The 24146-nt window shown below is 68.2% G+C and carries 17 protein-coding genes and 1 pseudogene; 11 read left to right on the top strand and 7 right to left on the bottom strand.

The window, feature by feature from the left end; genetic code table 11:
• Nucleotides 1-399 precede the first annotated feature (399 nt).
• Nucleotides 400-1889 (top strand): annotated as a pseudogene (locus tag APZ21_RS01115) (flavin monoamine oxidase family protein).
• A gap of 599 nt (nucleotides 1890-2488) precedes the next feature.
• On the opposite strand, the gene APZ21_RS01110 reads toward APZ21_RS01115, so the two are convergent.
• The 3 genes from APZ21_RS01110 to APZ21_RS01100 all read right to left on the bottom strand — a co-directional run bounded on the left by APZ21_RS01110 (nucleotide 2489) and on the right by APZ21_RS01100 (nucleotide 5618).
• The gene (locus APZ21_RS01110) at nucleotides 2489-3370 is read right to left on the bottom strand and encodes a PaaX family transcriptional regulator C-terminal domain-containing protein (RefSeq protein WP_371852390.1); all 882 of its coding nucleotides are present in this window, start codon (nucleotides 3368-3370) and stop codon (nucleotides 2489-2491) included.
• A 145-nt stretch (nucleotides 3371-3515) separates the two neighbouring features.
• Nucleotides 3516-3938: a hypothetical protein gene (locus tag APZ21_RS01105; RefSeq protein WP_054811334.1), complete on the bottom strand. Its 423-nt coding sequence runs from the start codon at nucleotides 3936-3938 to the stop codon at nucleotides 3516-3518.
• Nucleotides 3939-4016: 78 nt separating this feature from the next.
• Entirely contained in the window at nucleotides 4017-5618 is a 1602-nt protein-coding gene (locus APZ21_RS01100) for a flavin-containing monooxygenase (RefSeq protein ID WP_420845266.1), read from the bottom strand.
• A gap of 151 nt (nucleotides 5619-5769) precedes the next feature.
• Between APZ21_RS01100 and APZ21_RS01095 the strand changes: the two genes are divergently transcribed.
• The 5 genes from APZ21_RS01095 (at nucleotide 5770) to APZ21_RS01075 (ending at nucleotide 10186) form a co-directional block, all read left to right on the top strand.
• Nucleotides 5770-6996, top strand: a complete 1227-nt coding sequence (locus tag APZ21_RS01095) for a saccharopine dehydrogenase family protein (protein ID WP_054811333.1) — start codon at nucleotides 5770-5772, stop codon at nucleotides 6994-6996.
• Nucleotides 6997-7410: 414 nt separating this feature from the next.
• A complete protein-coding gene (locus tag APZ21_RS01090; RefSeq protein WP_054811332.1) occupies nucleotides 7411-7611 on the top strand; it encodes a hypothetical protein in 201 nt (66 codons plus the stop codon).
• Nucleotides 7612-7804: 193 nt separating this feature from the next.
• Complete coding sequence (locus APZ21_RS34935) at nucleotides 7805-8041, top strand: recombinase family protein (RefSeq protein WP_204249023.1); 237 nt, start codon at nucleotides 7805-7807, stop codon at nucleotides 8039-8041.
• A gap of 10 nt (nucleotides 8042-8051) precedes the next feature.
• Nucleotides 8052-8756: a recombinase family protein gene (locus APZ21_RS32580; protein ID WP_239476433.1), complete on the top strand. Its 705-nt coding sequence runs from the start codon at nucleotides 8052-8054 to the stop codon at nucleotides 8754-8756.
• Nucleotides 8757-9061: 305 nt separating this feature from the next.
• Nucleotides 9062-10186 carry a tyrosine-type recombinase/integrase gene (locus APZ21_RS01075; protein WP_204249022.1) on the top strand — a complete coding sequence of 375 codons (1125 nt, stop codon included), beginning with the start codon at nucleotides 9062-9064 and terminating at the stop codon, nucleotides 10184-10186.
• Here APZ21_RS01075 and APZ21_RS01070 read toward each other — a convergent pair.
• Together APZ21_RS01070 and eccA are read right to left on the bottom strand one after the other, a co-directional pair.
• Nucleotides 10180-11013 carry a glutamate ABC transporter substrate-binding protein gene (locus APZ21_RS01070; RefSeq protein ID WP_054811331.1) on the bottom strand — a complete coding sequence of 278 codons (834 nt, stop codon included), beginning with the start codon at nucleotides 11011-11013 and terminating at the stop codon, nucleotides 10180-10182. The two genes, APZ21_RS01075 and APZ21_RS01070, sit on opposite strands and share 7 nt — an antisense overlap.
• A gap of 28 nt (nucleotides 11014-11041) precedes the next feature.
• Nucleotides 11042-12859 (bottom strand): type VII secretion AAA-ATPase EccA, encoded by a 1818-nt coding sequence (gene eccA, locus APZ21_RS01065; protein WP_054811330.1) that lies wholly within the window; start codon nucleotides 12857-12859, stop codon nucleotides 11042-11044.
• A 200-nt stretch (nucleotides 12860-13059) separates the two neighbouring features.
• On the opposite strand from eccA, the gene eccD reads away from it, so the two are divergent.
• The 5 genes from eccD to APZ21_RS01040 are packed head-to-tail and all read left to right on the top strand — an operon-like array spanning nucleotide 13060 to nucleotide 21425.
• The gene (gene eccD / locus APZ21_RS01060) at nucleotides 13060-14514 is read left to right on the top strand and encodes a type VII secretion integral membrane protein EccD (RefSeq protein WP_082392723.1); all 1455 of its coding nucleotides are present in this window, start codon (nucleotides 13060-13062) and stop codon (nucleotides 14512-14514) included.
• A gap of 40 nt (nucleotides 14515-14554) precedes the next feature.
• On the top strand, nucleotides 14555-15904 hold the full coding sequence (mycP, locus tag APZ21_RS01055; protein WP_156370549.1) for a type VII secretion-associated serine protease mycosin: 1350 nt from the start codon (nucleotides 14555-14557) through the stop codon (nucleotides 15902-15904).
• Nucleotides 15905-15919: 15 nt separating this feature from the next.
• Entirely contained in the window at nucleotides 15920-19972 is a 4053-nt protein-coding gene (eccCa, locus tag APZ21_RS01050; RefSeq protein ID WP_054811328.1) for a type VII secretion protein EccCa, read from the top strand.
• A gap of 14 nt (nucleotides 19973-19986) precedes the next feature.
• A complete protein-coding gene (locus APZ21_RS01045; protein ID WP_156370545.1) occupies nucleotides 19987-20328 on the top strand; it encodes a hypothetical protein in 342 nt (113 codons plus the stop codon).
• The gene (locus APZ21_RS01040) at nucleotides 20325-21425 is read left to right on the top strand and encodes a hypothetical protein (protein ID WP_054811326.1); all 1101 of its coding nucleotides are present in this window, start codon (nucleotides 20325-20327) and stop codon (nucleotides 21423-21425) included. The genes APZ21_RS01045 and APZ21_RS01040 overlap by 4 nt, the downstream gene beginning before the upstream one ends.
• A gap of 22 nt (nucleotides 21426-21447) precedes the next feature.
• Here the strand turns inward: APZ21_RS01040 and APZ21_RS01035 are convergent, their stop codons facing one another.
• Together APZ21_RS01035 and APZ21_RS33565 are read right to left on the bottom strand one after the other, a co-directional pair.
• Nucleotides 21448-21831 carry a hypothetical protein gene (locus tag APZ21_RS01035; protein ID WP_054811325.1) on the bottom strand — a complete coding sequence of 128 codons (384 nt, stop codon included), beginning with the start codon at nucleotides 21829-21831 and terminating at the stop codon, nucleotides 21448-21450.
• A 109-nt stretch (nucleotides 21832-21940) separates the two neighbouring features.
• Nucleotides 21941-24145 carry a WXG100-like domain-containing protein gene (locus tag APZ21_RS33565; protein ID WP_054811324.1) on the bottom strand — a complete coding sequence of 735 codons (2205 nt, stop codon included), beginning with the start codon at nucleotides 24143-24145 and terminating at the stop codon, nucleotides 21941-21943.
• Between the last annotated feature and the right edge of the window lies 1 nt (nucleotide 24146).

The following is a 24146-nucleotide window of genomic DNA, read 5'->3' as shown; positions in this document are numbered from 1 at the left end:
GCCATAGCGCCAAGCGACCGTGGTCGGCGCGAGCCAGTTGCGCCCATTCCGCGTCGGCGTCGGCCGGGCCCATGAGCAGCGGTGTCGCCGGCCTATGACGATGCCGCACCGCGCCTGTCGGTGCGACGAGTCGGCAGGTCCGCGACGACGGGTCGAATCCGCTGCGCCGCTGTAATTCTCGAATCGACCGACCGCGCGACCGACGCTGGGTCGAGGTTCAGTAACTATCGTGATAGTTTCGCTCGTAGTAGTATTGAACGATTGGGTTTCGATCGAAGGAGAGCATTGTGCGGGTTCTCGTACGAGGCGGGTCTGTGGCGATGAGAGCAGCAGCGGCCCTCGTGGCTGCGGTAGTCCACGGTCGTGCCGACAACGGCACGCGTGACCGAAGTGCTCACCATGGATGACGCGCTCGATGTCGAGGTCGTCGTCTGCGGCGCCGGACTGTCGGGGCTGGTCGCCGCTCGCCGATTGCGGCAGAACGGGATGTGCCGCGTCGTAGTTCTCGAAGCCGCCGACCAGGTCGGCGGACGTCTGCTCAATCAACGCATCGATGGCGACACCGTCGTCGAAGGCGGCGGCCAATGGGTCGGTCCGGGCCAGGATCGAGTCCTCGCGTTGCGCACGAACTCGGCGTTTCGACCTTTCCCAGCTACGACCGTGGCCGCTCTGTCATGATTCTCGGCGGCAGGCGCCGCACCTATCGGTTCGGCGTGCCCTATCCGTTCCCCTTGGTCAGCCTGGATCTTGCCCGAACCCTGATCTTGCTGGAATCGCTGGCGCACCGAATCGACCTCGACCGGCCCTGGGTGGGCGACCGCGCCGCCGAACTCGACAGCCAAACCCTTGACCAGTTCCTGCGGCGACATCTGCGCACCCGCGGTGCCCGGCAGGTGTTCGAGGTGATCAGCGGATTGACCTTCGGCGGTGACCCCGCCGAGATCTCGTTGCTTGCGGTCCTGACTCGCATCCAGTCGACTGACGGGCTCAGCAGACTTCTCGACACACGCGGCGGCGCCCAGGAACGGCGCTTCGTCGGCGGATCCCAACGCCTCGCACTGCGTATGGCCGAAGAGTTGGGCGCTGCAGTGGAACTCGGTCGGCCGGTAACCCGAATCGAAACCATCGGTGACGGTGCTCGTGTCCACACTGACGATCGGATAGTCCGCGCCCGGCGTGTCATTGTCGCGTTGAGTCCTGCCGATCGGCGCTCGATCCAGTTCGATCCGCCACTACCCCCGGCGCTCGCCGAAGCCACCGAACGCATCGCCGCTCATCCCGGCATCAAGGTGCACGTCGTCTACCCCAGACCGTTCTGGCGCGAGGCGGGCCTCAACGGTCAAGCCCTCACCGACTGCAACCCCGCACCGGTGACTGTGGACAACTCCCCACCCGATGCCCACATCGGCATCCTCACCGCCTTTGTCGCCGGCTCGAGCGGCCCGAATACTTCCGCCCCGACTCGAGCCCAACTCACCGAACCCGACCTGCGCCGCAGCGCGGTAATCGACTGCCTCACCAGATACTTCGGCCCGCAGGCCAGGAACCCGGTCGACTATCTCGAACAGGACTGGCGCAGCGAAGGATTCACTGCAGGATGCCTACCCGCCGTGCCGCCAGGCCTACTCACCCGCATCGGCGAAGACCATACCGACCAACCGGCCCGATCATCTGGGCCGGTGCCGAACAATCCCGGATCTGGAACAGCTACGTGGACGGCGCGGTCCGCGCGGGCGAACACGCTGCCCTGTGTGCTTGCCCCCCGCATCGGGCAATCCACCGACGACAGGCTCGAAGCGAACGCCCACGCGATGAGGTCAACCACCTGGTGCTTCTACGCCCCGGCTGCCGACCTGGTTTCTCCGGGGGCACATCGGCGGCAGCGCTGACACCTGAAAGCCCACTCTCCAGGAGGTCTTCCACCACATGTTCTCGAACAACATGCAACGCTCCACTCGTGCGGCCGGTGCCGCGGTCGCGGCGGCTGTGGCCGTCGTGATCGGTCTCGGGGTCACAGTGTCACATCCGACGACTATGCCGACCTCGCGGCCGATCACGCTGCCGTAGCCCCGGTCCGGCCGACGCAGCACGGTGGCGCCCCGGTCGATCGGGCCGCGCCGGGATCGGAGCCGTCCACCGACCCCCGGCAACACCGGGCAGTCGACGTGGGGCGTCGAATGCCGCGCGATGGCAGCGGATGGACCGTCTGTCCTGCCCGAGCCAAGTGGTGCCGAATCCACGCCGCACGAGCAGCGAGCCCGACCGCCATTGCTCGGTAGCAGCCGCGATCCCCGCCCTGATGGGAATCTCCGCTGCTCGACGCGGGAAGACCTGAGGCCCGGGCGCGTTCGCAGCGCCAAATCGCTCCGGTGCTGCGCGCCGAGCTCACTGCTCCTGTGAGCTCGGCTGCGAACGCGGTTCTTGCCGCCATGGGCGCGGTGTCGCTGTTTCGGTTGCCGCGGAGCGAAATCGGAATGGGAGTCGATCCTCAGCGTTGAGCGACACCGGGATGGGCGATATCGGCGATCGCCTCGGAGTACCATCGGAACAGCTGCATAGACTGCGCCGGTTCGGATTTCAGCAGCTCTGCCCAGCACGCCGCCACCGCGGCCCGCGCCGCTGCCCCGATCCACGGCTGGGGCAGCAGCTGAGGCGGTAGGAGTGGGTCGGGCTCGACGGCCCGGGTGAATTCGGTGGCCAGAGCGACGGCGATGGTCAGGCGCTGGGTGCGCGAGGCGGCGCGCAAGTCCGCCGAGAACCGTTCGGCAGCAGCGAGCAGTCGCCGGTGGCCCTCGGCGATACGCTCGATCGGCCACAACTGCTCGGCGAGCTGGCGGGGTTCACTGATCGTTCCGATCTTCAGATCTGTCGTGGTCAGCGTCGTGACGTGGTCGCTGACGGCGAGTTGGCTCGCGGCCGTGTCGATTCGGTCTTCCCAGGGGTTCGCGCAGACGTACAGGCCCCCTTGGATCGGCGCGCCGCCCAGGCGCAGGATCGCATCGCGCATGGCATCGCGGGCGTGGCGCGCCGATTCCGGAACCGCGAACGCCACGAGATGCCACCGGCCGTCCCACGAGACCTGCCCACGATCCTGGGCGTACATGTAGCGGACGAATTCCCGGTCCGGTCCGATCGAATCGCGCGTCGATTCGGTGGCGCGGAGTACTGCTTTGCGGCCGCGGCCCTCCTGGGTGAATCGACCTTCGGTGATCAACCGCTTGATACACAGCCGAACCTGTTGATCGGTCATACCGAGAGCGTTGGCGACGTCGTAGAGTTCGTCAGCGGCAATGGTCGTGTCCTGCCGGACCATGCTTTCGACGAGGGTCCGCGTGGAGATCTCGGTGTCGCGGCCCTGGCTGCTGTTCAACGGTCGCCTCCTGCGGTTCGGGCGCAGCCACAACACCGCGCTCGGAAACTCTACGTTCATGCGCGAGCTGATCGTCTCCATCCCGTACGAAACGCGAACCTCCGGAACTGCTCGCGCCGGCGACGGCCGGTCGGCGGTGTGCTTCCTACGAAGCTCCGGTTGCCTCTCGGGTCCGCCGCGCCGAGGTGTATACGAGCGAGAGGAGTGACGATGCGGCCAGGCATGCGGTGGCGACAGTGAACGCGAACCAGAACGTCACCCAGGTCGCGGGCACGGGAAGGAGCGCGATCGGCAGAGCGAGGTAGCTCGCGGCCACCGTTCGCAGGCGCCTCTCGTCGCGTAATTGATCCTCCAGTCGTCTGACGGGGTGCACCGAGGACGCGACCCCGTAGCGGGTCAGGCCGCCGGTGACAACCACCCGCCAGGTGTGGAGATTCAAGGCGATCATGAGCAACACGATTGCGAGCCCCGACAGTGACACCCAGTCGGGAATCTTCGGGGCATCGAGCGAGGTTAACGGCAAGGTGACGGCCGCGTACAGCACTGCTACCGAGGCCTCGATCGCCATCAGTCGCCGTGCGGGCCGAAGGTTCAACAGGCCGGGGCACGGCCGGTTCGCGCTCTGCATGTCGCCGGCCCCCGCCTGTCACCCGGGGATCTTGGCGGCGTTGGTGTTCTCGGCGGTGGTCAAGATGTAGTTCTCGGCATCGAATTCGGCGGTCTGCATGCGGAAGCGCCAGGTCTGGTCGGGCCAGATGGTGGTGATCTGGTTCTTCTTGTCCTTGTACCAGCTATCGCATCCACCGCTCGCCCAGACACTGGGGGCCAATCGTTTCCGAAGGTCGGCGTTGTATTCCTCTTGCCTGGATGCTTTGACGTCCACCGACCGCAACCGCAGCGCTCGCATGAACTGCAAGGTGCTGAGCAGGTAGGCGATCTGGGCCTCGATCATGTAGATCAAGCTGTTGTGTCCGAGCCCGGTGTTGGGTCCGGCCATCAAGAACAGGTTGGGAAACCCGGCCACGGTCGATCCCCGATAGGCCTGCGGACTGCCTTCCCACACATCCTCGAGGGAACGCCCGCCGTACCCGAAGATCATGCGCGGATGAGACGCATCGGTCACCCGAAATCCGGTACTGAAGACGAGCACGTCGACGGTGTGCTCGTCGGATGAGCTGCTGTCGGCCGCACCCGTCCGCACCCGGTCGGTGTCGATGCCTCGAATCGGATCGGTGACGACCGAGACATTGGGTTGAGTCAGCGCGGGAAAGTAATTGTCGGAGAGAAGGACTCGTTTGCACCCGAGCTCATGGTCGGGGGTCAGCTTCCGGCGGAGCTCGGGATCGCGCACCTGGCGCTTCAAGTGGTCCTCGGCTGACCTGCGACCCAGGACGCGTAGCGTCGTGTTGCCCATCAGGGCGGGGACGGATGCTTCGCGGGTGAGGTACTCGAATCCGCGGGTGAGGCGCTGCAGAACCGGCAGCGTGCGGTACAGCCTCTGCAGCCAGCCCGGTATCGTCCAGTCGTGGCGCGGAGTGATCCACGACGGCGTTCTCTGAAAGACGGTCAGGTGTGCCACTTTTGGCTGAATCTCGGGAATGAACTGTATGGCGCTCGCCCCGGTCCCGATCACACCGACCCGAAGCCCGGACAGATCCACCGAGTGGTCCCACCTGGCTGAGTGAAATGACTTGCCCGCGAACTTCTCGAGTCCGGGCAGCTGTGGGATCGACGGCTCGGAGAGCGGCCCCTGTGCCATGACCAAAAAGCGGGCGGTCAGCGGACCCCTGCTTGTGTCGACGCGCCAGATCTGGGCCTGTTGATCCCACTCCGCGCGCTGCAGCTCGCACCCGAACCTGATGTGCGGCCGCACCCCGAACTCGTCAGCACATCGCCGCAGGTATGCGCCGATCTCGGGTTGGGACGCGAACCGCCTGCTCCACTCGGGGTTGGGTGCGAACGAGAAGGAGTAAAGGTGCGAGGGAACATCGCAGGCGCAACCCGGATAGGTGTTGTCCCGCCACGTGCCACCGACTTCGCCCTCTCGTTCGATCACCAGTAGATCATCGCCAAAGCCGTGCTGCAGTAGTCGAATCGCTGTTCCTATGCCTGCGAAGCCGATTCCGACGATGAGGATGTTCGCGTGCTTGTCCGCGAGCGGTGCGTCGGCGGCAGCTGCGCCGGCCGACGCGGGGGTGTGGGTTGAAGTCGTCCTCGGCGTTGTCGTCGGCTTCTCGTTGTTGGCCACTGTGTTCCTCGACTCTTGCTCGGGTGGGTATCTGACTATTGAGATCATATCTATCGCATTCAAAACGATCGTAGACACAATGATAGAATAGCACCGCTGATTGGCGGCAGGTCTGCGGCGTTGGGCCTGGTTCGGATAGGAGAAGGACGGGATGAGAGTTCTGGCGCTAGGTGGTGGCGGCGCGATGGGCGCGGAAGCTGTTCGGACCGCGGTGAGTTTGCCGGCGGTCGCGGAGATCGTGGTCGCCGATCGCGACTACTCCGCTGCCGATGCTCTCGCCCGCGAGATGGTCGGTGCCGGTGTGCCGGTACGGGCGCGCAAGGTCGACGTGACCGACCGGCAGGGGCTGTATGCAGCGTTCGACGGCGCGGACGTGGTCCTGAACACCGTCGGCCCGTACTACCGATTCGGGCTGACGGTGTTGCGGGCGGCGATCGAGACCGGCACGCACTACCTCGACATCTGCGACGACTGGGAGCCGACGTTGCAGATGCTCGAGCTCGATGCGGAGGCCCGCAGGGCGGGTGTCTGTGCAATCGTGGGCATGGGGGCCAGTCCGGGTGTGAGCAATTTGCTCGCGGCGCGGGCGGCACGCGAACTCGACAACGTCGTGAACGTGTACACGGCCTGGCCCGTCGACGGTCCGGGCGTGGGGAATCAAGACGAGGAGAATGCCCAGCTGTTGGCTCCGGACGGGCAGCCTTCGGCGGCGGCGGTGCACTGGATGCAGCAGATCAGCGGGACCGTTGCGGTGGTGCGCGACGGGCAGATCGCGCAGGAAGAGCCGTTACGGGCTGTTTCGCTGTCCTTGCCCGGCGGGCGTAGCGGCACCGCCTACACCGTCGGACATCCCGAGCCGGTGACCCTTCGGCTAACGCTTCGGCCATCCGGTGACTCGGCGAACCTAATGGTCATCTCGCCGGGGACGGCGGCCTACCTAGATGTGCTGCGCACCGACATCGACAAGGGACGTCTGACGAACGAGACCGCGGCGGCAGATCTCGCGAGCCCGTCGTTTCGGCGTGGAGTCCGTTCGATGGTGCGTGCCGCGAAGTTCAAGTCGCCGGGTACCTTGCCGCCGTTCTTCGCGGCCGCGCTGGGCATCAAGAACGGGCAGTGGTACACGGCTCTGGCGCGTCTCGCCGAGGGCACCGGCTTGGCTTCACTGACCTCGGATATGGCCAGAGCTACCGGAATTCCCTTGGCGCTCGGACTGTCTCAGATTGTCGACGGAACCGCCGTTCGAGCCGGAGTACATCCGCCGGACGCGGTTGTCGACCCTGACCGCTTCTTTCACGACCTGGCCGTGACCGTCAACGGAGACGGTTCGGACACCGGCGTGGTCGTGGAGCTCGAACAGGCCGACGGCGCTCCATAGGCTCCGGGTTGCCGACCTAAGCCATCAACCGGCCGAACGGAACTCGCGGACCTCGTTCGAGCAAGCCCGCGCTCCCGTTCGGCCGGTCCGGTGGGCGCAACAACACCACCCACCGGCCGGTGCACGACGCGCTCGAGCTGATCGGTAGGTACGCTGGCGAGAACCTGCGCTACTACCCGGCCGGCGACGAGGTTCCGGTGCATCGGGGTGTGTCCGGGGACTGGGCGGAGCTGGTGTGTCAGAACGATCAGCACGGTCACCGGCGTGTGGTGCGGATGGTGTACGAGATCGCCACGTTCCAGGCGTTGCGGGATCAGTTGCGGTGCAAGGAGACAGGTGCCGATAGCGAACTCGCGGAAATACGTACCGGTACGTTTTGCGAAAATCGAAAGTGCCCCGGCAAGGTAGGCGACTATGGCCCAACACTGTTGGAAGGACAGCTTTCGGCGCAGCAGGTGCGCCCTGCTGCTGACGCTCGCCGCCATCTGCAGACTGGCCGGGGGATTCCTGTCGTGGCGTGGTGGGACCAACCCGTTCAAGGCCGCCCTTTACGGCTTCGGCGCCTGCGGCGTCGCCGCCGGTCTCGGCATCGCGTTCTTCACCCTTCTCGTCTGAGTCCCAGGTCGACTCGGCCATCAGTTTGAGCGTTCGATTCAGCCCGTGCCGTGGACCATAGTGTCGTCAAATGACCCTTTGGCGACACCCGTCGCGAGCGGCTTCCGCGCCGCCGGGATCCTGCGGAAACAGCGCATCCGATCCATTGCGATCCGTTTCGGATTGACGACAGGGTTTGACGACAGATAGAACAGTGAACGGAAGCGACCGAGTCGGCGGAAAGGGCGCGGCGGTCATGGCCGAACTCGTTTACACCCGGGTATCCACCGACGAGCAGAGCACCCTGCGCCAGACCCACCTGCTCAACGACGCCGGTCTCGTCGACGGCGCGCCCGGCGTGCGATTGTTCGCCGACCCGGCCACCTCCTCCAAGATCCCCTCTCGACCGCGACGGCTTCCACCAGCTCGCGCAGTATGCGCGCCGCGGTGACCGGCTGACGGTGTCGGAGCTGTCTCGGCTGTGCCGCGACCTCGCCGACATCCTGGCCGTGCGCGACTGGTGCCAGCAGCACGACGTGCAGCTGCGCGTGCTGTCCGGGGCCTTGTCGGGCATCACCGACCTCGCCGCCACCGACGCGACCACCGCCATGCTGGTCAACGTGCTGATCTCGGTCGGCCAATTCCAGCGCGACCTGCAAAACGAACTCACCCGCAAGGGCCTGGCCGCCGCCTGGGCCCAAGGCTCCCGATCCGGACGCCGCGCGCAAGTCGCCGCGGCCGGGGCCACCGCCCAGGTCCGCCAGCAATACCGCGACGGAGCCAGCATCGCCGCTCTAGCGCGCGAGCACCAGGTGAGCCGCGTCGCGATCCGCACCGCCCTCGCCGACCTGCTGCCCGGCCGCCGCGAACAACCCGCGCGCACCGACAGCGCAGAACCGCACCCGGTCCGCATCGAGATGCCCGGCAAGATCGCCCACCACATCACCACACAGGCCACCGACCTCGGCGAAGCCGAGCGCCACGCCCTGCACCAAGGACAGCAAGTGCGCCGCGGACAGGGCTACAGCCTGCCCGTCACCGCACCACCCCACGTCCACCAAGCGCTACTGGCCGCCGCCGAAACAGTTCGACACAGCACCTCGGCCGCCGACCGCAAGGCATACCGGATCTATCGCGAACGCCTCGATCAGCGGCACCCATCCTGACGAGGGTCCCGAGCCTGAAACCCGTCCTCTACCAGCGGATTACGCCATATCCGTTGCTTTTCGCGCCGTTACTACTTTCGCCGCCAATTGCATCGGATGCGAACTCGCGACGGTATGCGCATCGACCGGTTCGAGGCGGCGAATCCAGTCTCTACCAGAGGGCTTCAGCTGTGTCGGCACCGATGAAGATAGACGGCTGAAGGCCCCAAAGCGGTCTGTCTGACGCAACTGCCTGCGGGTTCCGCCATGGCTCGCATCAGATGCGACTTTCTCGCATCTGATGCGACCGATGGAGGTGGGCCGGTTTGGCGGGTTTCGGCGGTTCGGTGCCGGGTGCGGCACGGCTGCACCTGGTCGATGGGGTGTCGCTGCTGCGGCCGGAGGAGCAGGTGTTCGAGGCGATGCTGTCGGGCTTCGCGAATCAGCAGTTGGCCCGGAATCTGGCCCGCACCACGGTGGAAAGCCGGGAACGCACAGTGAAGGCGTTCGCCGCCTACGTGAACGCGTTTCCGTGGCAGTGGAGTCCGGCGATGGTCGATGAATGGCTGGGTGACCTGCGGTCGCTGCGCGAGCTGAAGCGGACGACGATCCGCTCCTACTCCGAGGCGATCCGGGCGTTCTGCCACTTCGTCACCGACCCGCTCTATCAGTGGCCGGTCACCTGCGAGGACCGGTTCGGCACGCACCCGGTCCAGGTGGTGCACGAGTGGAACACCGCCGCCCACGTCCAGGACAACGAATCCGATCCGAAGAAGCGAGCATTCACCAAGGCCGAGCTGCACGCGTTCTTCGCCCACTGCGACGACGAAGTCGCCCGCATCCGGGCGTTCGGCCGAAAAGGCTGGCTACCTGCTTTCCGGGACGCCACCATGTTCAAGACCGCCTACGCATTCGGGTTGCGGCGCAACGAAACTCGAATGCTGGATGCCGCAGACTTCGGCACCAACCCGCACGCTCCCCAGTTCAAGCAGTTCGGCTACTGCCAGGTCCGGTTCGGCAAGGCCAAGAAGGGATCGCCGCCGAAACGACGCGGTGTCCTGACTATGTGGGACTGGACCGTCGATGTCCTCGACGAATGGTTCGCCGAGGTCCGGCCGCTGCTCGGGGCCGACGGGAACCCCGCGGCTTGGCCGTCCGAGCGCGGCCTGCGGATCGGCTGCCAGCGCCTGAATTCCCGGTTCGTCGCCTACCGCCGCGCCCTCGGCTTGGACGATGGGCTCGATTTCCATGCCGAAACCGGAGAGGTATTCGTGGTAGATGCGTCGCACGACCGGCGCTGTTCGGGGATCGGCTTCGAGCCGGTGGATCCGCTTTCCCTCGGCGGCTTTGCCGGGAGATACGACGTGCCTCCGACGACTGCGTCGTGGTTGGTCCACCACTTGTTCCATTCCCGGCATGCCGCACCACCCCGATCCACCGCTGGTCAGTAGTGGTCTACGAGGGGTGGCTGTGGGACGACGAAACCGGTGCCCGCGAAGGACTTCTCCTGGGCGGCCTGCCAGGAGCCGTCGAGGATCATCGCTTCGATGGCGTCGTTGATGGTGCGGCGCAGTTCGGTGTCGCCCTTTTTCAGGCCGATGCCGTATTTCTCGGTGGTGAAAGTCTTGTTCACCAGTTTGAACCGGCCTGGCGACTGGGCCGCGTAACCGGCGAGGATCACGTTGTCGGTGGTGACCGCGTCGACCGCGCCTGTGCGCAGTGCCTCCACGCACAGCGAGTACGAGTCGTAGGTCTGGACCCGCGTCCGCGGGAAGTTCCGCTCGATGTACAGCGCCGGGGTCGAGCCCGTCACCGAGCAGACCCGCTTGCCGGCGAACAGTGAATGCGGGCCGGTGATGTCGGTATCGGCAGCCTGAACGAGCAGGTCCTGACCTGCCACGTAGTAGGGGCCTGCGAAATCGACCCGGTCCTTGCGCTTGTCGTTGATCGAGTAGGTGGCGACGACGAAGTCGACCTGCCCGCTCTCGATCATGCTCTCGCGCTGGGCCGATGGCGTTTCCTTGAAGGTGATGCTCTCCGGGCGCACACCGAGCTTGTCCGCGACATACTCGGCGACATCGACGTCGAAACCGCGGTAGATGCCGTCGGCGACACGCAGGCCGAGACCCGGCTGGTCGAATTTGATGCCGATGGTCAGCGTGCCGCCCCTGGCGTTCTCCAGTGCCGATTTCTGCTCGGCACCGCCACAGGCCGCGGTCGCAGCCACCATCAGTACCGTCGCGCAGATTCCCAGGCGCATCGCACGATTGATCTTCACGGGCTCTCTCCTCGAGCTGTCCGGCAGCTCAGCTCAGCGTGGCGAGCACCATTTCCAGCGCCTTGCGCATGTCGTCGGCTTCGATGCGCATCAAGGTCACCTCGTCGAGCGACCGCGGGTCGAGCGATTCGTCCATGGCCAGGCGGTATTCCCGTTCCTCCTCGGCCGTTTCGATCACATTGCGGATGAAGCGGCCGTTGCCGGCGAGATCGACACCGCGGCGCGGCAGGCCACTCTGGTCGGTGCGCTCGGCCGCGTACAGCTCGGCGCACGCGGCGCGCAGAATGTCGACGGCGTCCTCCGAGACCGAGGAGTCGCGTTTGCGGGCGATGAATCTGCCGATGTCGCAGAGCTCTTCGGGCGAGTACGAGTCGAACTTCACGCGTTTGGCGAACCGGGAGGCGAGGCCGTCGTTGCTGGCGAGGAACCGGTCGATCTCGCCGTCGTAGCCGGCGATGATCACCACCAGCCGGTCGCGGTCGTTCTCCATCCGCGCGAGCAGGGTGTCCACCGCTTCCCGGCCGAACGCGTCACCACCGGACAGGCCCGCCTGGATCAGCGTGTACGCCTCGTCGACGAACAGCACGCCGTCCATCGCCGAGTCGATCAGCGCGTTCGTCTTGATCGCCGTCGAACCGAGGTGCTGGCCGACGAAATCGGACCGTTTGGCCTCCACCACCTTGTCGGTCTTGAGCAACCCGAGACCGCAGTAGATCTTGGCGACCACACGGGCGATGGTGGTCTTGCCGGTACCGGGCGGGCCGGTGAACGCGAGATGCTGCCCGCGCGGCACGCTGTTGAGACCCTTTTCGGCCCGGATCTTGGCCATGGTCGCCGACGATTGCAGCTTGTCGACCTGCACCTTGACCGCGGCCAAACCGATCTGGGCATCCAGTTCGGCGCGCGCCGACGCCAGCACCTGTTCGGCCCGGTCCTGATGTTCCTGCTCGGCCGCCTCGGCCAGCGACGGCGCGGTCTCGGGATCCCAACGGCTGGTGCGGGATTCGATCTGTTCACGGGTGGTGACCACGATCCGGAACGTCGGGTCGCTCATCGCCCGCGAGTTCGCGGCGAAACCGGGCACCTGGCTGTACACGGTCTCGAACAGGGCGCGGGCCTCGTCCTCGTTGCCCTGTTCGCGCAGGGCGAGGCCGCGGCAGTACATCGCCGCGGTGCGTGCCGCCGGAATCGGGCCGCGCTCGGCCTGTTCGAGCCTGCGCGTCGCCTCACCGAACAGGCCGAGGTGCGCGCAGGCGGTGCCGACCATGACGTGGGCGCCCACGGCCATGAACTGGTCCTGCCATTCGGCCGAGCCCGCCAGCACCGCCATCACATCGGGCCACAGCTGCGCGGTGAAATACAGGACGCCACGGGCGTAGGCGCAGGCCCGGTCGTCGAGGGCGCGGTCGGGGTCGTCGGTGAGCTTGGCGCGGCGCTCGTCCAGCTCGTCCAGGATCTGCTCGGCCTCGTCGAACTGCTTGTCCTCCAGCAGGCGCATGGCCCGCGCGAGCCAGATCTCGGTGAGACCGGCGACCGGATAGTCGATGTACTGGCCGATCTGGAAACGGCCCGCCAGCTGGCGCGGCGGCAACCCGAGCCGACGCTGCTCGCGCATCAGCGAGGTGGTCGAGGTGCGGTGCAGCTGCCGGAGCACCTCCTCGGTCGCGTCGCCCGCGGCGAGGCGACCCAGCCACGCGTCACACATGTCCGGGTCCAGCTCAGTGGCCCGGCGGAAGGCCACCTTGGCGTACTCGAGGTTCTTGGTGGCCTGCTGGCCGTCGACCATCAAACCCAACGACAGTACGCCCGCGTCGAACACCTGTTGTGCTTGCCGAATCGCTGACATGCCGCGCAACCTAACCGAGCCGCGCCACGGTGGCTCGGCGACCGCGATGGCGCGTACTCGGCATTCACTGTCGCTTAACCGTACGACGCGGCCCGCGTCACGGAATCCCATGTCGCGGCCCGTCCAGGGTTACAACAAAGGAAACTCGACCGCGCGCACCGAGCCGAGGTCACGGTGCCGTTGTTAGTTTCCCGAAGGTGATGGAGTCCACGGCGATCGAGCCGCAGCTGTGCCGGATTTCGGTGATCGGTGACAACACCCAGATGGATGTGGTGTTGCCCGCCACCATCCCGATCGCGAATATCACGCCAGACCTGGTGGCGCTCATCGCTTCCCGCAATCCCGACCTGTCCGAACACGAGGACAACGGGCCACTCGCGGCCCGGCACTGGACCTTGTCCCGGCTCGGCCAGACCGCGATCGACCCGGATCGCACACTGGCCGAGGCCGAGGTGTTCGACGGCGATCTGCTGGTGCTGCGCGCGGTGGACTCGGTCGAATCACCGCCCCTGTTCGACGATGTGATCGATGCGGTCGCCCGGCTCACCGACGATTCCTTTCCCGGGTGGACCGGCGAGTCGGCGGGACGCGCAGGCATGGCGGGCGCGATCGCGGCCGTGGCCGGTTCCTGTGCGCTGCTGCTGTATGCGGCGGCGCTCGGCTGGGGCATCGTGGCCGGGGCGGCCGGTGCCGGCATCGGTGCGGTGATCCTCGGCGGCAGCGCGCTGGTGGTGCGCAAATACGAGGCGGGGGCCGCGGCCACCGTCCTCGCGCTGTGCGGTTTGCTGCTGATGGGAACGGGCGCAGCGGCTTTCGTGCCGGGGGTGCCCGGCGCGCCGCATGTGCTGCTCGGCTGTGCCACCACGCTGTTGCTCGCCGTGATCGCCGCGCGGACGGTACCCGTTCGACCGACGATGTTCACCGCCGTGATGACGGTCGCGACGTTCGGCGTCGCCACGACGGGCGTGGTGACGATCTGGGACGCGGCACCCGCCAAGGTCGCGGCCGGGGTGATCGTGTTCGCGCTGCTCGCCATCACGCTGGCCCCGCGGATCGCGGTGGCGTCCGCGCGGCTCCCGGTGCCCCCGGTGCCGACGGCGGGTGGGGCAATCGATCCGCGCGACCACGAGCCACGCCCGACCATCGAAGGCATCGGTGCGATCGGCGCCACGGCCATTCCGTCGGCGGCCGGGCTCGGCGAACGGTCGAGAACGGCCAACGACTACCAGTCCGGGATGATCTTCGGCATCGTCGGCGTCGCCGTGCTCGCGACGATCATGGTCGTCGCGGCGGCGACCGAGCACCGCTGGCAGTGCGCGCTGCTGGCCGGTGCGGTCGGTGTCGTGCTCGCCCGGCGCGGACGGGCGTTCGCCGATCTGACCCAGGCGGCGGTGCTGGTGGCCGGTGGCTGCGCGGCGCTGATCGTGCCGTGCGTGCTGTGGGGTCTGCGGATACCGGAGCTGGCGCTGCCCGCCGCGGGCGTGCTGCTGGTGGTCGCGGGGCTGGCGATGGTCATCGGGGTGGCAGGCCCGAACATGGAGGTGTCGCCGGTCGTGCAGCGGGCGGGCGAGATCGTCGAATACGTCCTCATCTGTGTGATCGGCCCGCTCGTGTTCTGGATCATCGACATCTACGCCATGGCCCGCAATGCGTGAGTTCCCGGCCCCGCGGTCGGTTGTCGTCGCCGCCGTGACCATGGCACTGGTGGCCGGGCCTGCCGGTGCCGCGCTCGGGGTGCCGCCGCCGGTGGTCGATCCGGGCGCACTGAACACGACAGCGCCGGTGGCGCCGCCGGAACCGGCCGAGCAGCGACTGCTGTGCTCGCAACCGATCTGGAGCGGGCCGGCGCCGACCGGCATCCCCGCCGTCCAGAAGGTGCTCGGTCTCGCCGATGCTTGGCGGTTCAGCCGGGGCGAGGGCCAGACCGTCGCGGTGATCGACACCGGCGTCACCGCGCATCCGCGGCTGTCGGTCCGGCCCGGCGGCGACTACGTCGCCGATTCCGACGGCACCGCCGACTGCGACGGGCACGGCACGCTGGTCGCCGGCATCATCGCAGGACGGCCTGCGCCCGACGGCAGCGACGGGTTCTCCGGCGTCGCGCCCGCGGCGGAGATCCTCACCGTGCGCCAGACCAGCCTGGCCTACGAAGCGAAGAACCGCAGCCGCGCCGGGGACGATCCGGGCGGCATGTCGGCGGGTGGCTACGGCACCGTCGACAGCCTCGCCAACGCGGTGGTGCACGCGGTCGACAGCGGCGCGACGGTCATCAACATCTCCGCGGTGTCGTGCAGGCCTGCGGGCACCGACGCCGTCGACCGCGCGCTCGGCGCGTCGCTGCAGTACGCCTTCGAACGCAATGTCGTCGTGGTGGTGGCGGCGGGCAATGTGCAACAGCAGGGTGCGTGCAAGGAACAGAACGGCACCGCAGGCTGGAATGCGGTGGGCACGGTCGCGACACCCGCCTGGTTCGCGCCCTATGTGCTGTCGGTGGCCTCGATCGAACCCGACGGTTCGCCCTCACCGTTCACGCTGTACGGACCGTGGGTCTCGGTGGCCGCGCCGGGCAGCAATCTGATGTCGCTGGACAGCAAGCCGGGCGGCACCGGATTGGTCAACGGCACCCCGCAGGCCGACGGGCAGGTGGCTCCGGTGAACGGCACCAGCTTCGCCAGCGCCTACGTCGCCGGTCTGGCCGCGCTGGTGCGCGCCCGGTTTCCCGACCTGTCGGCCCGGCAAGTGATGGAACGCATCACCCGCACCGCCCACGGCCCCGGCAGTGGGCGCGACTCCCGGATCGGCGCGGGCCTGATCGACCCGCTCGCCGCACTCACCGCCGTCGTGCCGCCCGCCGCGGCACAGGATCCGGCCCACGGCGTCGCGATCGCGGGGCCGACGCCGCCGCCGTACGTGAGTCCGTGGCCGCGACGGGTCGGGCTCGCCGGCGCCGTCGGCGCGCTGACGCTGCTGGCGATCGTGCTCGTCCTGTCCATTCCGTTCCGGCGCGAACAGCGCACGCCTCTCGTCCTGCCTGGCGACGACTAACCGAAGGAATTGCCCATGGGCACACAGGGATTCATCCGGCTCGCCCGGATCGCGCCGCCTCGCCCACCGGGCGGCGAGGTGATTCTCAACGCGCCGCCGGAGATCACCGCACCGGTGCCTGCGCCGCTGTGGCAGCGGTTGCTGCCGGTGGTGATGGTGGTCGCGATGGTCGGCATGATCGCGCTCATGGTCACCATGGGCGGGCGGTCCATGCTCACCAATCCGATGACGATGATGTTCCCGATGATGATGCTGATGTCGATGGTCGGCATGTTCGCCGGCCGCTCCGGCGGCGGCGGGAAGAAGGCCGCCGAGCTCAATGAGGAACGCAAGGACTACTTCCGCTACCTCGACCAGCTGCGCCGCGATGTCCGCACCACCGGCCTCGCCCAGCGCGAGGCCTTGTTCTGGAGCCATCCGCATCCGATCGACGTGCACGCGCTGATCGGCACCCGCCGGATGTGGGAGCGCAGGGCGGGCGACCCCGACTTCGGGCACGTCCGGATCGGCGTCGGCAGCCATCGCCTCGCCACCAAACTCGCCCGGCCGGAAACGGTTCCGCTCGAAGACCTCGAACCGGTGGCGACGGTGGCGCTGCGCCGCTTCGTGCGCACTCATTCGGTCGTGCACGGCCTGCCCACCGCCATCTCCCTGCGCGCGTTCCCCGCCGTGAACATCGAAGGCCCGCGCGAACACGGCCGCGCCCTTGCCCGGTCGATGGTGATGGAACTGGCGACCTTCCACGGCCCGGACAGCCTGATCATCGCCATCGTCACCGCCGACCCCGACGGCGTGGCCTGGGGCTGGACCAAATGGCTACCGCACCTGCAACATCCGCGCGACACCGACCGGATCGGTTCGATGCGGATGCTCTACGAATCGCTGTCGGAACTCGAGACCGCCCTGGCGGAGGACCTGCTCGAACGCGGACGCTTCCTGCGCAACGCCCCGCCCACCGCGGGCCGCGTACACCTGGTCGTTGTGATCGATGACGGCTATGTGAGCGGTTCCGAGCGCACCATCAGCGACGCGGGCCTGGACTCGGTGACCGTCCTCGACCTCACCGCGCCGCAGACCGGTCTCGCGGTGCGCCGCGGTCTGCAACTGGTAGTCGAGGAGGCGATCATCGGTGCGCGCACCGGCGGCGCGGTGGAGAACTTCGCCGGACCCGACCGGGTCGGCCTCGAGGTGGCCGCCACCTTCGGGCGCGCCATGGCACGCTACCGGATCGCCACCAGCGCCCAGATCGTCGACCTGGGCGAGGACATCACCACCGACCCCGGCCTGATGGCGATGCTCGGTGTCGCGGACGCGGCGACCATCGACGCCGATGTGGTGTGGCGGCCCCGCTCGGCGCGCGAGCGCCTCCGGGTGCCGATCGGTGTCACCCCCGACGGCACCCGCGTCGAGATCGACATCAAGGAATCCGCCGAAAACGGTATGGGACCGCACGGGTTGTGCATCGGCGCAACGGGTTCGGGCAAGTCCGAGTTCCTGCGCACCCTGGTGCTGTCGATGGTGACGACCCACTCGCCCGACCTGCTCAACCTGGTGCTGGTCGACTTCAAGGGCGGCGCGACGTTCCTCGGCCTCGATCCGCTCCCCCACGTGTCCGCGGTGATCACCAACCTCGAGGAAGAACTCTCGATGGTGGACCGCATGCGCGACGCGCTGGCGGGTGAGCTGACCCGGCGGCAGGAACTGCTGCGGTCGGCGGGCAACTTCGCCAATGTCACCGAATACGAGAAGGCCCGCGCCAACGGCGCGCCACTGGATCCGCTGCCCGCGCTGTTCATCATCGTGGACGAATTCTCCGAATTGCTCTCGCAGAAACCGGATTTCGCGGAGCTGTTCGTGATGATCGGGCGCCTCGGCCGGTCGCTGCGGGTGCATCTGCTGCTGGCGTCGCAGCGGCTGGAGGAGAACCGGCTGCGCGGCCTCGATTCGCACCTGTCGTATCGGATCGGGCTGCGCACGTTCTCGGCGGGCGAGTCCCGGCAGGTGCTCGGCATCACCGACGCCTACCATCTGCCCGCGCAGCCCGGCGCGGGCTATTTGAAGAGCGACTCGTCGGATCCGTTGCGGTTCAATGCCACTTACGTCTCCGGCCCCTATGTCCCACCGGTCGCGGGCCGGGCGGTCGGCCCGGCGGCGGCCGTCGCCGGGCGCGTCGACCTGTTCACCGCCGCCGTCGTCGAACGCACCGAGCCGGTGGCCGCCGCGGCCACCGGCGAACCGATTCCGGTGGAGCTGCCCGATCTGAGCGAACTCCTCGGCGCGACCGCGGCGGCGCCCGCCGATCCCGAACGGTCGCTGCTTGCCGTGGTGGTCGACCGGCTGACCGGGCACGGCAGGCCAGCCCACCAGGTATGGCTGCCGCCGCTGGATGTGTCCCCCACCGTGGATATGCTGCTGCCCGACGATGATTGGCGTTCCGAGGCCAACCGCACCACCACGCTGTGGCTGCCGATCGGCATCATCGACAAGCCCTACGAGCAGAAGCGCGACGTGCTCTCGATCGACCTGTCCGGCGGCCAGGGCAATGTCGCGGTCGTCGGCGGACCCCAATCGGGCAAGTCGACCGCGCTGCGCACGATCATCCTCTCGGCGGCGGCCACCCACACTCCCGAGCAGGTGCAGTTCTACTGCCTCGATTTCGGTGGCGGCACGCTGGCCGCGCTCACCGGTCTGCCGCATGTCGGGTCCGCGGCGGGGCGGCTGGAAACCGATCGGGTGCGCCGCACCATCGCCGAGCTCACCGTGCTGCTGCGCCAGCGCGAGGCGCGCTTCCTCGAACTCGGCGTGGAGAACATCCGCGATTTCCGGCGGCAGAAGGCCGAGATCGCGCAGCTGCCCGCCGAGGAGCGGGCCGCGCATCCGCTCTCGGCCGACCTGTTCGGCGATGTGTTCCTGGTGATCGACGGGTGGGCGGCCTTCCGCGAGGATTTCGACCTCATCGAGGGTCACGTGCTCGCGCTCGCCGCGCGCGGCCTGTCCTACGGCATCCACCTCATGCTCGGCGCGAACCGGTGGGCCGAGATCCGGCCCAACGTCAAGGATCAGATCGGCACCAGGATCGAGCTGCGCCTGGGTGATCCGTCGGATTCGGAGATGGATCGCCGTGCGGCGGTGCATGTTCCGGTCAACCGGCCGGGCCGGGGCATGACCCCCGACAAACTCCACATGCTGCTGGCCCTGCCCCGCCTCGACGCCGACGTCGACCCGGAGACGCTGGCCGACGGCATCGCCGCCGCGAAAGCCGGTCTCGCCGAGCTCTATCCCGGCCGCCGCGCGCCCGCGGTGCGGATGCTGCCCGACCTGATCGACCGCGAGCAGGTGCTGGCCACCGCGCGGGAGATGGACATGCGCATCGACAGCAAGCGGGTGGTGATCGGCCTGAGCGAGTCGGAGCTGGCGCCGGTGGTGCTCGACTTCGAGGAGTCGCCGCACCTGCTGGTGTTCGCCGACGTGGGTTGCGGCAAGACCACGCTGCTGCGCAATATCGCGCAGGGCATCGTGGAGAACTCGCACCCGAACGAGGCGCGGGTGATCATCGTCGACTACCGCCGCACCATGCTCGGCGCGGTCGAGGGCCCGCACCTGGCCGGCTATTCCACCTCGGCGCAGACCTCGGTACCCACCTTGAAGGAAGTCGCGGGTTTCGTGTCGCAGCGGCTGCCCGGCGCCGACATCACGCCCGCGCAGCTGCGGGAACGCAGCTGGTGGACCGGTCCCGAGGTGTATGTCATCGTCGATGACTACGACATGGTGGCCGCCAACAACCCGCTGCTGCCACTGATGGAGCTGCTGCCGCAGGCCCGCGACATCGGCCTGCACGTGATCATCGCCCGGCGCTCCGGCGGCGCGGCCCGCGCACTGTACGACCAGGTGCTCGGCCCGATGAAGGACATGTCGGTGGACGGCATCCTGATGAGCACGCCGAAGGACGAGGGCATCCTGCTCAGCGACGTGCGCCCGGCCCAGTACCCGCCCGGCCGCGGTCTGCTGGTCTCGCGCACACGGGGGCGCGACCTCGTCCAGATCTGCCATCTACCGCCGGTCGGTTGAGAGGAACAGTGTCCGTGAACAAGCAGACCATGCCGCGCGATCCCGTCCGGCATCAGCGCCAGGTCGGGGCCGAGCCCGCGTGGATCGTCGCCGAACACACCGACGGCACCCTCGTGGTCGCGGTCGGCATCGTGTGTATCGTGTTGCGCCCCTGGGAGATCGACAGCTCAGGTCGCTACCTGGTGGCGCCGGACGACCTCGCGGTGATCCGCGTGGATTCGGTCCTGATGCAACCGGGGTTCGAACCCCGCGGCACTCCGGCTCCGGGCGACCTTCTCGGCGCCGGACACCTGGCCGAACTCCGCAGGAACGCCGACCAGTGGCGGGCCGAGGCGTTCTGGGGATTCGAGCGGTGAGCGAGCAGGCGCCCGACCCGGCGGATCAGCTGGCCGACGCCCTCGCCGCGGCGGGTCCGGACGGGTGGCGGCGATTCGAAGCGATCTTCGCGCTCACGGTGATCGGCGGTGTCGCGTTCGTCGTGTATGCCGACGAGACCGATCGCCCGTTCCGCGTCGACCCGGCGCCCGCGGTGCTCGAGCTGGCCAAGAAGTTGCGCGAAGACTCCGCCGGGCACGGTGACGGTCCATGGTGGCGCATGATCGTGCGCGGCGATCTCGGAGGCGACCGCGAGATCGAATACGACTACGGGCACGAGCCGTTTCCCGAGGATCAGCTGCTGGTCCCCGAGGCGTATCTGATCGATCTCGAGGCCCATCCTCGCGACCGGGTGCCGGTCTGGCTGGCCGCGTATGTCTTCCACAACGATCGGCAGTCGCGCAGCCCCAAGGTCGCCGCCGCAGGCGCCGTCACCGATCGGGCGGCCGGTCGCACCGCGATCCCCGCACCCGGCGAGTTCCCCGCGCTGCCACTGATGCTGGCCCGCTGGGCGGTGATCGCCGCCGCGTTCGTGGCGGTCGGTTCCGAGCGCGGACCGCGCATCATGCCCGCCCTCGGCATTTTCGAAGGTGCGGCCAGGAGCGGGTCCACCCTGCACGTGCTGCCGGGTGGGCGCGCGGTGCTGTCCGGCGGGGTATGGGACGCACCGGAATTGGACGCCGCTTACCACCGCCGCGCGCCCTTCCCCGAGGTCTACGCCGGGGCGCCCGAGTGGGTGACCGATCAGGTGCTGAACTCGCGGGCACGCCGGGGACTGCTGTCGTTCTGCTACTGGTGGGACAACGATCGGTGGTATCGCGGCGACTCCCCCACCGCGGATCAGGTCAGCAGTGCCGTTCCCGGCGTGTGGTCGGCCTCGGATGTCATCGACGTCCTCTGTGCGGCGGCGATATCCGATCCGCTGCCGCGTCATCGCGTGGCGGCGGCGGATCTGGTGGCCGCGGCGGAGGCGGGCACCGTCACCCGTGGCATCGTGGCGGCCTTCTTCGACGATCCGGCCCACGATCTCGCCGGGGCGCTGTGCGAGCTGTCGATGGCGGGCCTGGTCGTCTCCTAGCGGCGGTGATCCAGGCCGCCGATCAGGCGAAGCCGGCGCTCGCCTCGTCCTCGGATCGGCGCACATCGCCTGCCGCGCGACCCATTCCGGTCGCGAATTCGGACAGGGTGTGGGCCAGATCGAAGCCGCCCTGGAGCAGGCCGACGCCGAGCTTCACGTAGCCTGCGTCGCCCTGCGCGAACTGCTTGCCGTAGGAATCGGTTCCCCACGGCGGCGTGCCGTCGCCGCGTGCGGTGACCTTGCTCGCCTCATTGCCGTTGTCCTGCACCGAGATCGGATCACCCAGTGTCGTCAGCGTATCGGCGAGCACGCGCACCGCTCCTTCGATGGCGTCGGCCACGCTGTCCATCACCACGGCGGCGGAGTGCAGGTCGGTCGTCGAATCGACGGCGATCACGTTCGCCACGGTGGCTCCCCTCGTCACACGGCGTATCGGAGCAAGACTGCCCGTGACAGGCAACCGGTATCGGGATGGTGGTGAGCCGGATCCGAAACACTAGGCAAACTAAGGGTTTTCAGCGTCCTGAGCGATGTCCGGGTTCCTCGGGTTCCTCGGGTTCCTCCGGTTCCTCCGGCTCCTCCGGCTCCTCGGGTTCCTCCGGCTCCTCGGCCTCTTTCGGCTCTTCCTTCGGTTCGTCGGGCGCTGCCGAGTCCGGCGGCGATCCCCACACAGCGGGGTCGGGCGGCAGCGGCGCGACATAGTCTTCGATCGTCGGCTGCTCGTACTTCTCGAGCTTGGATCGAGTCTTGGCCCGCAGATCGGTGGCCTTCGGCTGGTAGTGGTCCGTCCCCGGCCCGCCGGTCCCGTACTCCTTGCCGAGCTGCTCACTGCGCAGCAGGGCCCGCTGCCACCAGCTGTGCTCGTCCCCGAGCGGACGGATCGCCGGTTTGGCCTCGGTGTCGGACTTGTGGTCGACCGCCTCGGGATCGACGCGGACCATGCGCAGGTCGTCGGCGCGGGCCTGCGCATGATCGGCCTTGCGCTGGGCGTCGTCGGCGCGCGCCTGGAATTCGTCGGCCCGGCGCTGGTGCGCGTCGGCGCGCGTGCGTGTGGTGGTGTGTGTCTCCTCCGCGCTGGTGTGCGCGGCGCGCGCCAGAGTCAGCCCCTGTTCGGCCCGCTCGATCTGCTGCGGATCGGGATCGTCGGTCGCCCGCAGTTCCGCCATCCTGTCCTCGGCGGTGCGCAACTGTCCCCTTGTCTGTTCGGCACGCGTCCGCGCCTCCTCGGCCGCGTTGTCCTCGGTCGTCGCCCGCCGCTGCTGCATGTCCGCGCGCCGCTGCACGGCGTCGGCAGCGTTCTGCGCGCGATCGGCGTTCGCCTGGGAGGTCTGCGCCCTGCCCTGCATGTCGGCGGCCCGATCCGCCATGCGGCTGCCCCACTGCGGCTGCCGGTCGACCGACTCCTGCCCGTCGGGTGTGCCGAGCGCCCGTGCCCGTGGCTGGTTCTCGACGTGCTCCGACGGCGCGGCACGCAATTCGGGTTGGGCTTGGCGAACCTGCCGGTGGTAGTCGCGCAGGTTCGCCGCGTCCGCCCGGTCCAGCGCGCGCAGGCTGCGCTGGTGTCGCGGGGTCGCTTCCTCCGACGCGTCCACCGTCGGCCGGGCCACCCGCGCGGGCCGCGGGATCGGGGAATCGGTCGCCGATCCGCCCGCGGCCGCGACCTGGCTCGCCGGAACGTACACATTCCCTTCGGCATCGAGCTGGAAATGCCGGAGGAACCCGGTCCGCGCCGACCCCCGTGGCACCCGGTTCAGGTGGAACAGCCCACGGGCGCCACCGGCCATCCCGCCGCGGAATCCGCCACCGGCCGCACCGAGGCCGAACCCGCTCGCGGTGAACGAACCCTGCCAGTCACCACTGTTCATCGCGGTGGCCATCGATCCGCCGACGGTGCCGACCGCACCGGCGAAGGCGCCGATCGCCGCGCCGCGGCCCACATCGCCCGCGCGACCGAGCCGGTTGGTGACCCTGCCGATGGAGGCGTCGAACCCGATGCCGCCCCAGTGCGCCGAGGCCCGGCCGAACAGCCCGCTGGCGAAGGACGCGCCGAAGGAGACCAGGGTCTGGTTGCCGTCGAAGTGGCGGCGCGTCCCCGCCGCCAGCTGCCCGCCCTGGATGGTCACGTCCACCAGCACCGATTGCACACCCGACACCGCGCCTTTCACGGCGTAGGTGGCCAGGTTCTTGACCACCAGCTTGGTCCACGCCTGCTGCCCGACGCTGCCGAACGCCCGCAGAATCACCTGCTCGATCCGGGTGATCACCAGGTCCTCGATCCGCCGCAGGGTGGACCTGGTCCCGGCCACCGCCGCCGCCTCGACCGCGGGCGCGGTCGGCGGAAACATCCACGCCCACAGGATCTCCAGCGCGAGCAGGACGAACGAGACGATCATCATCAGCTTCGCCGCCTGCACCGTGGTGCCGAAATCGAAAGCGGCATCACCGAGTTCGTCGAACGCGGCGGCCAGCGACGCCACCGAGCTGTCCCCGTCGAGCAGGTCGTCGAACAGTGCCGCGATGGTCTCGGCGCCTGCTCCCTCGCGGTACGCACCGGACGCCTTGTCCCTGACCTGTTCCAGCGGGCCGACCTGCGCGGCAATCGCTTTCGCCGCGTCGTTCCACGCTTCGCCGATGGCGAAGAGCAGGTCTTCGTTCCCTTCGGGCAGGTCGACACCGACCAGCCAGCCCAGCCATTGCAGATCGTGCGGAATATGGATCATC

Source organism: Nocardia arizonensis (assembly GCF_001310275.1).
In the GTDB taxonomy this organism is placed as follows: domain Bacteria; phylum Actinomycetota; class Actinomycetes; order Mycobacteriales; family Mycobacteriaceae; genus Nocardia; species Nocardia arizonensis.
Note: the sequence above shows the minus strand (reverse complement) of the source record. Positions and strands in the feature narration are given on the sequence as shown.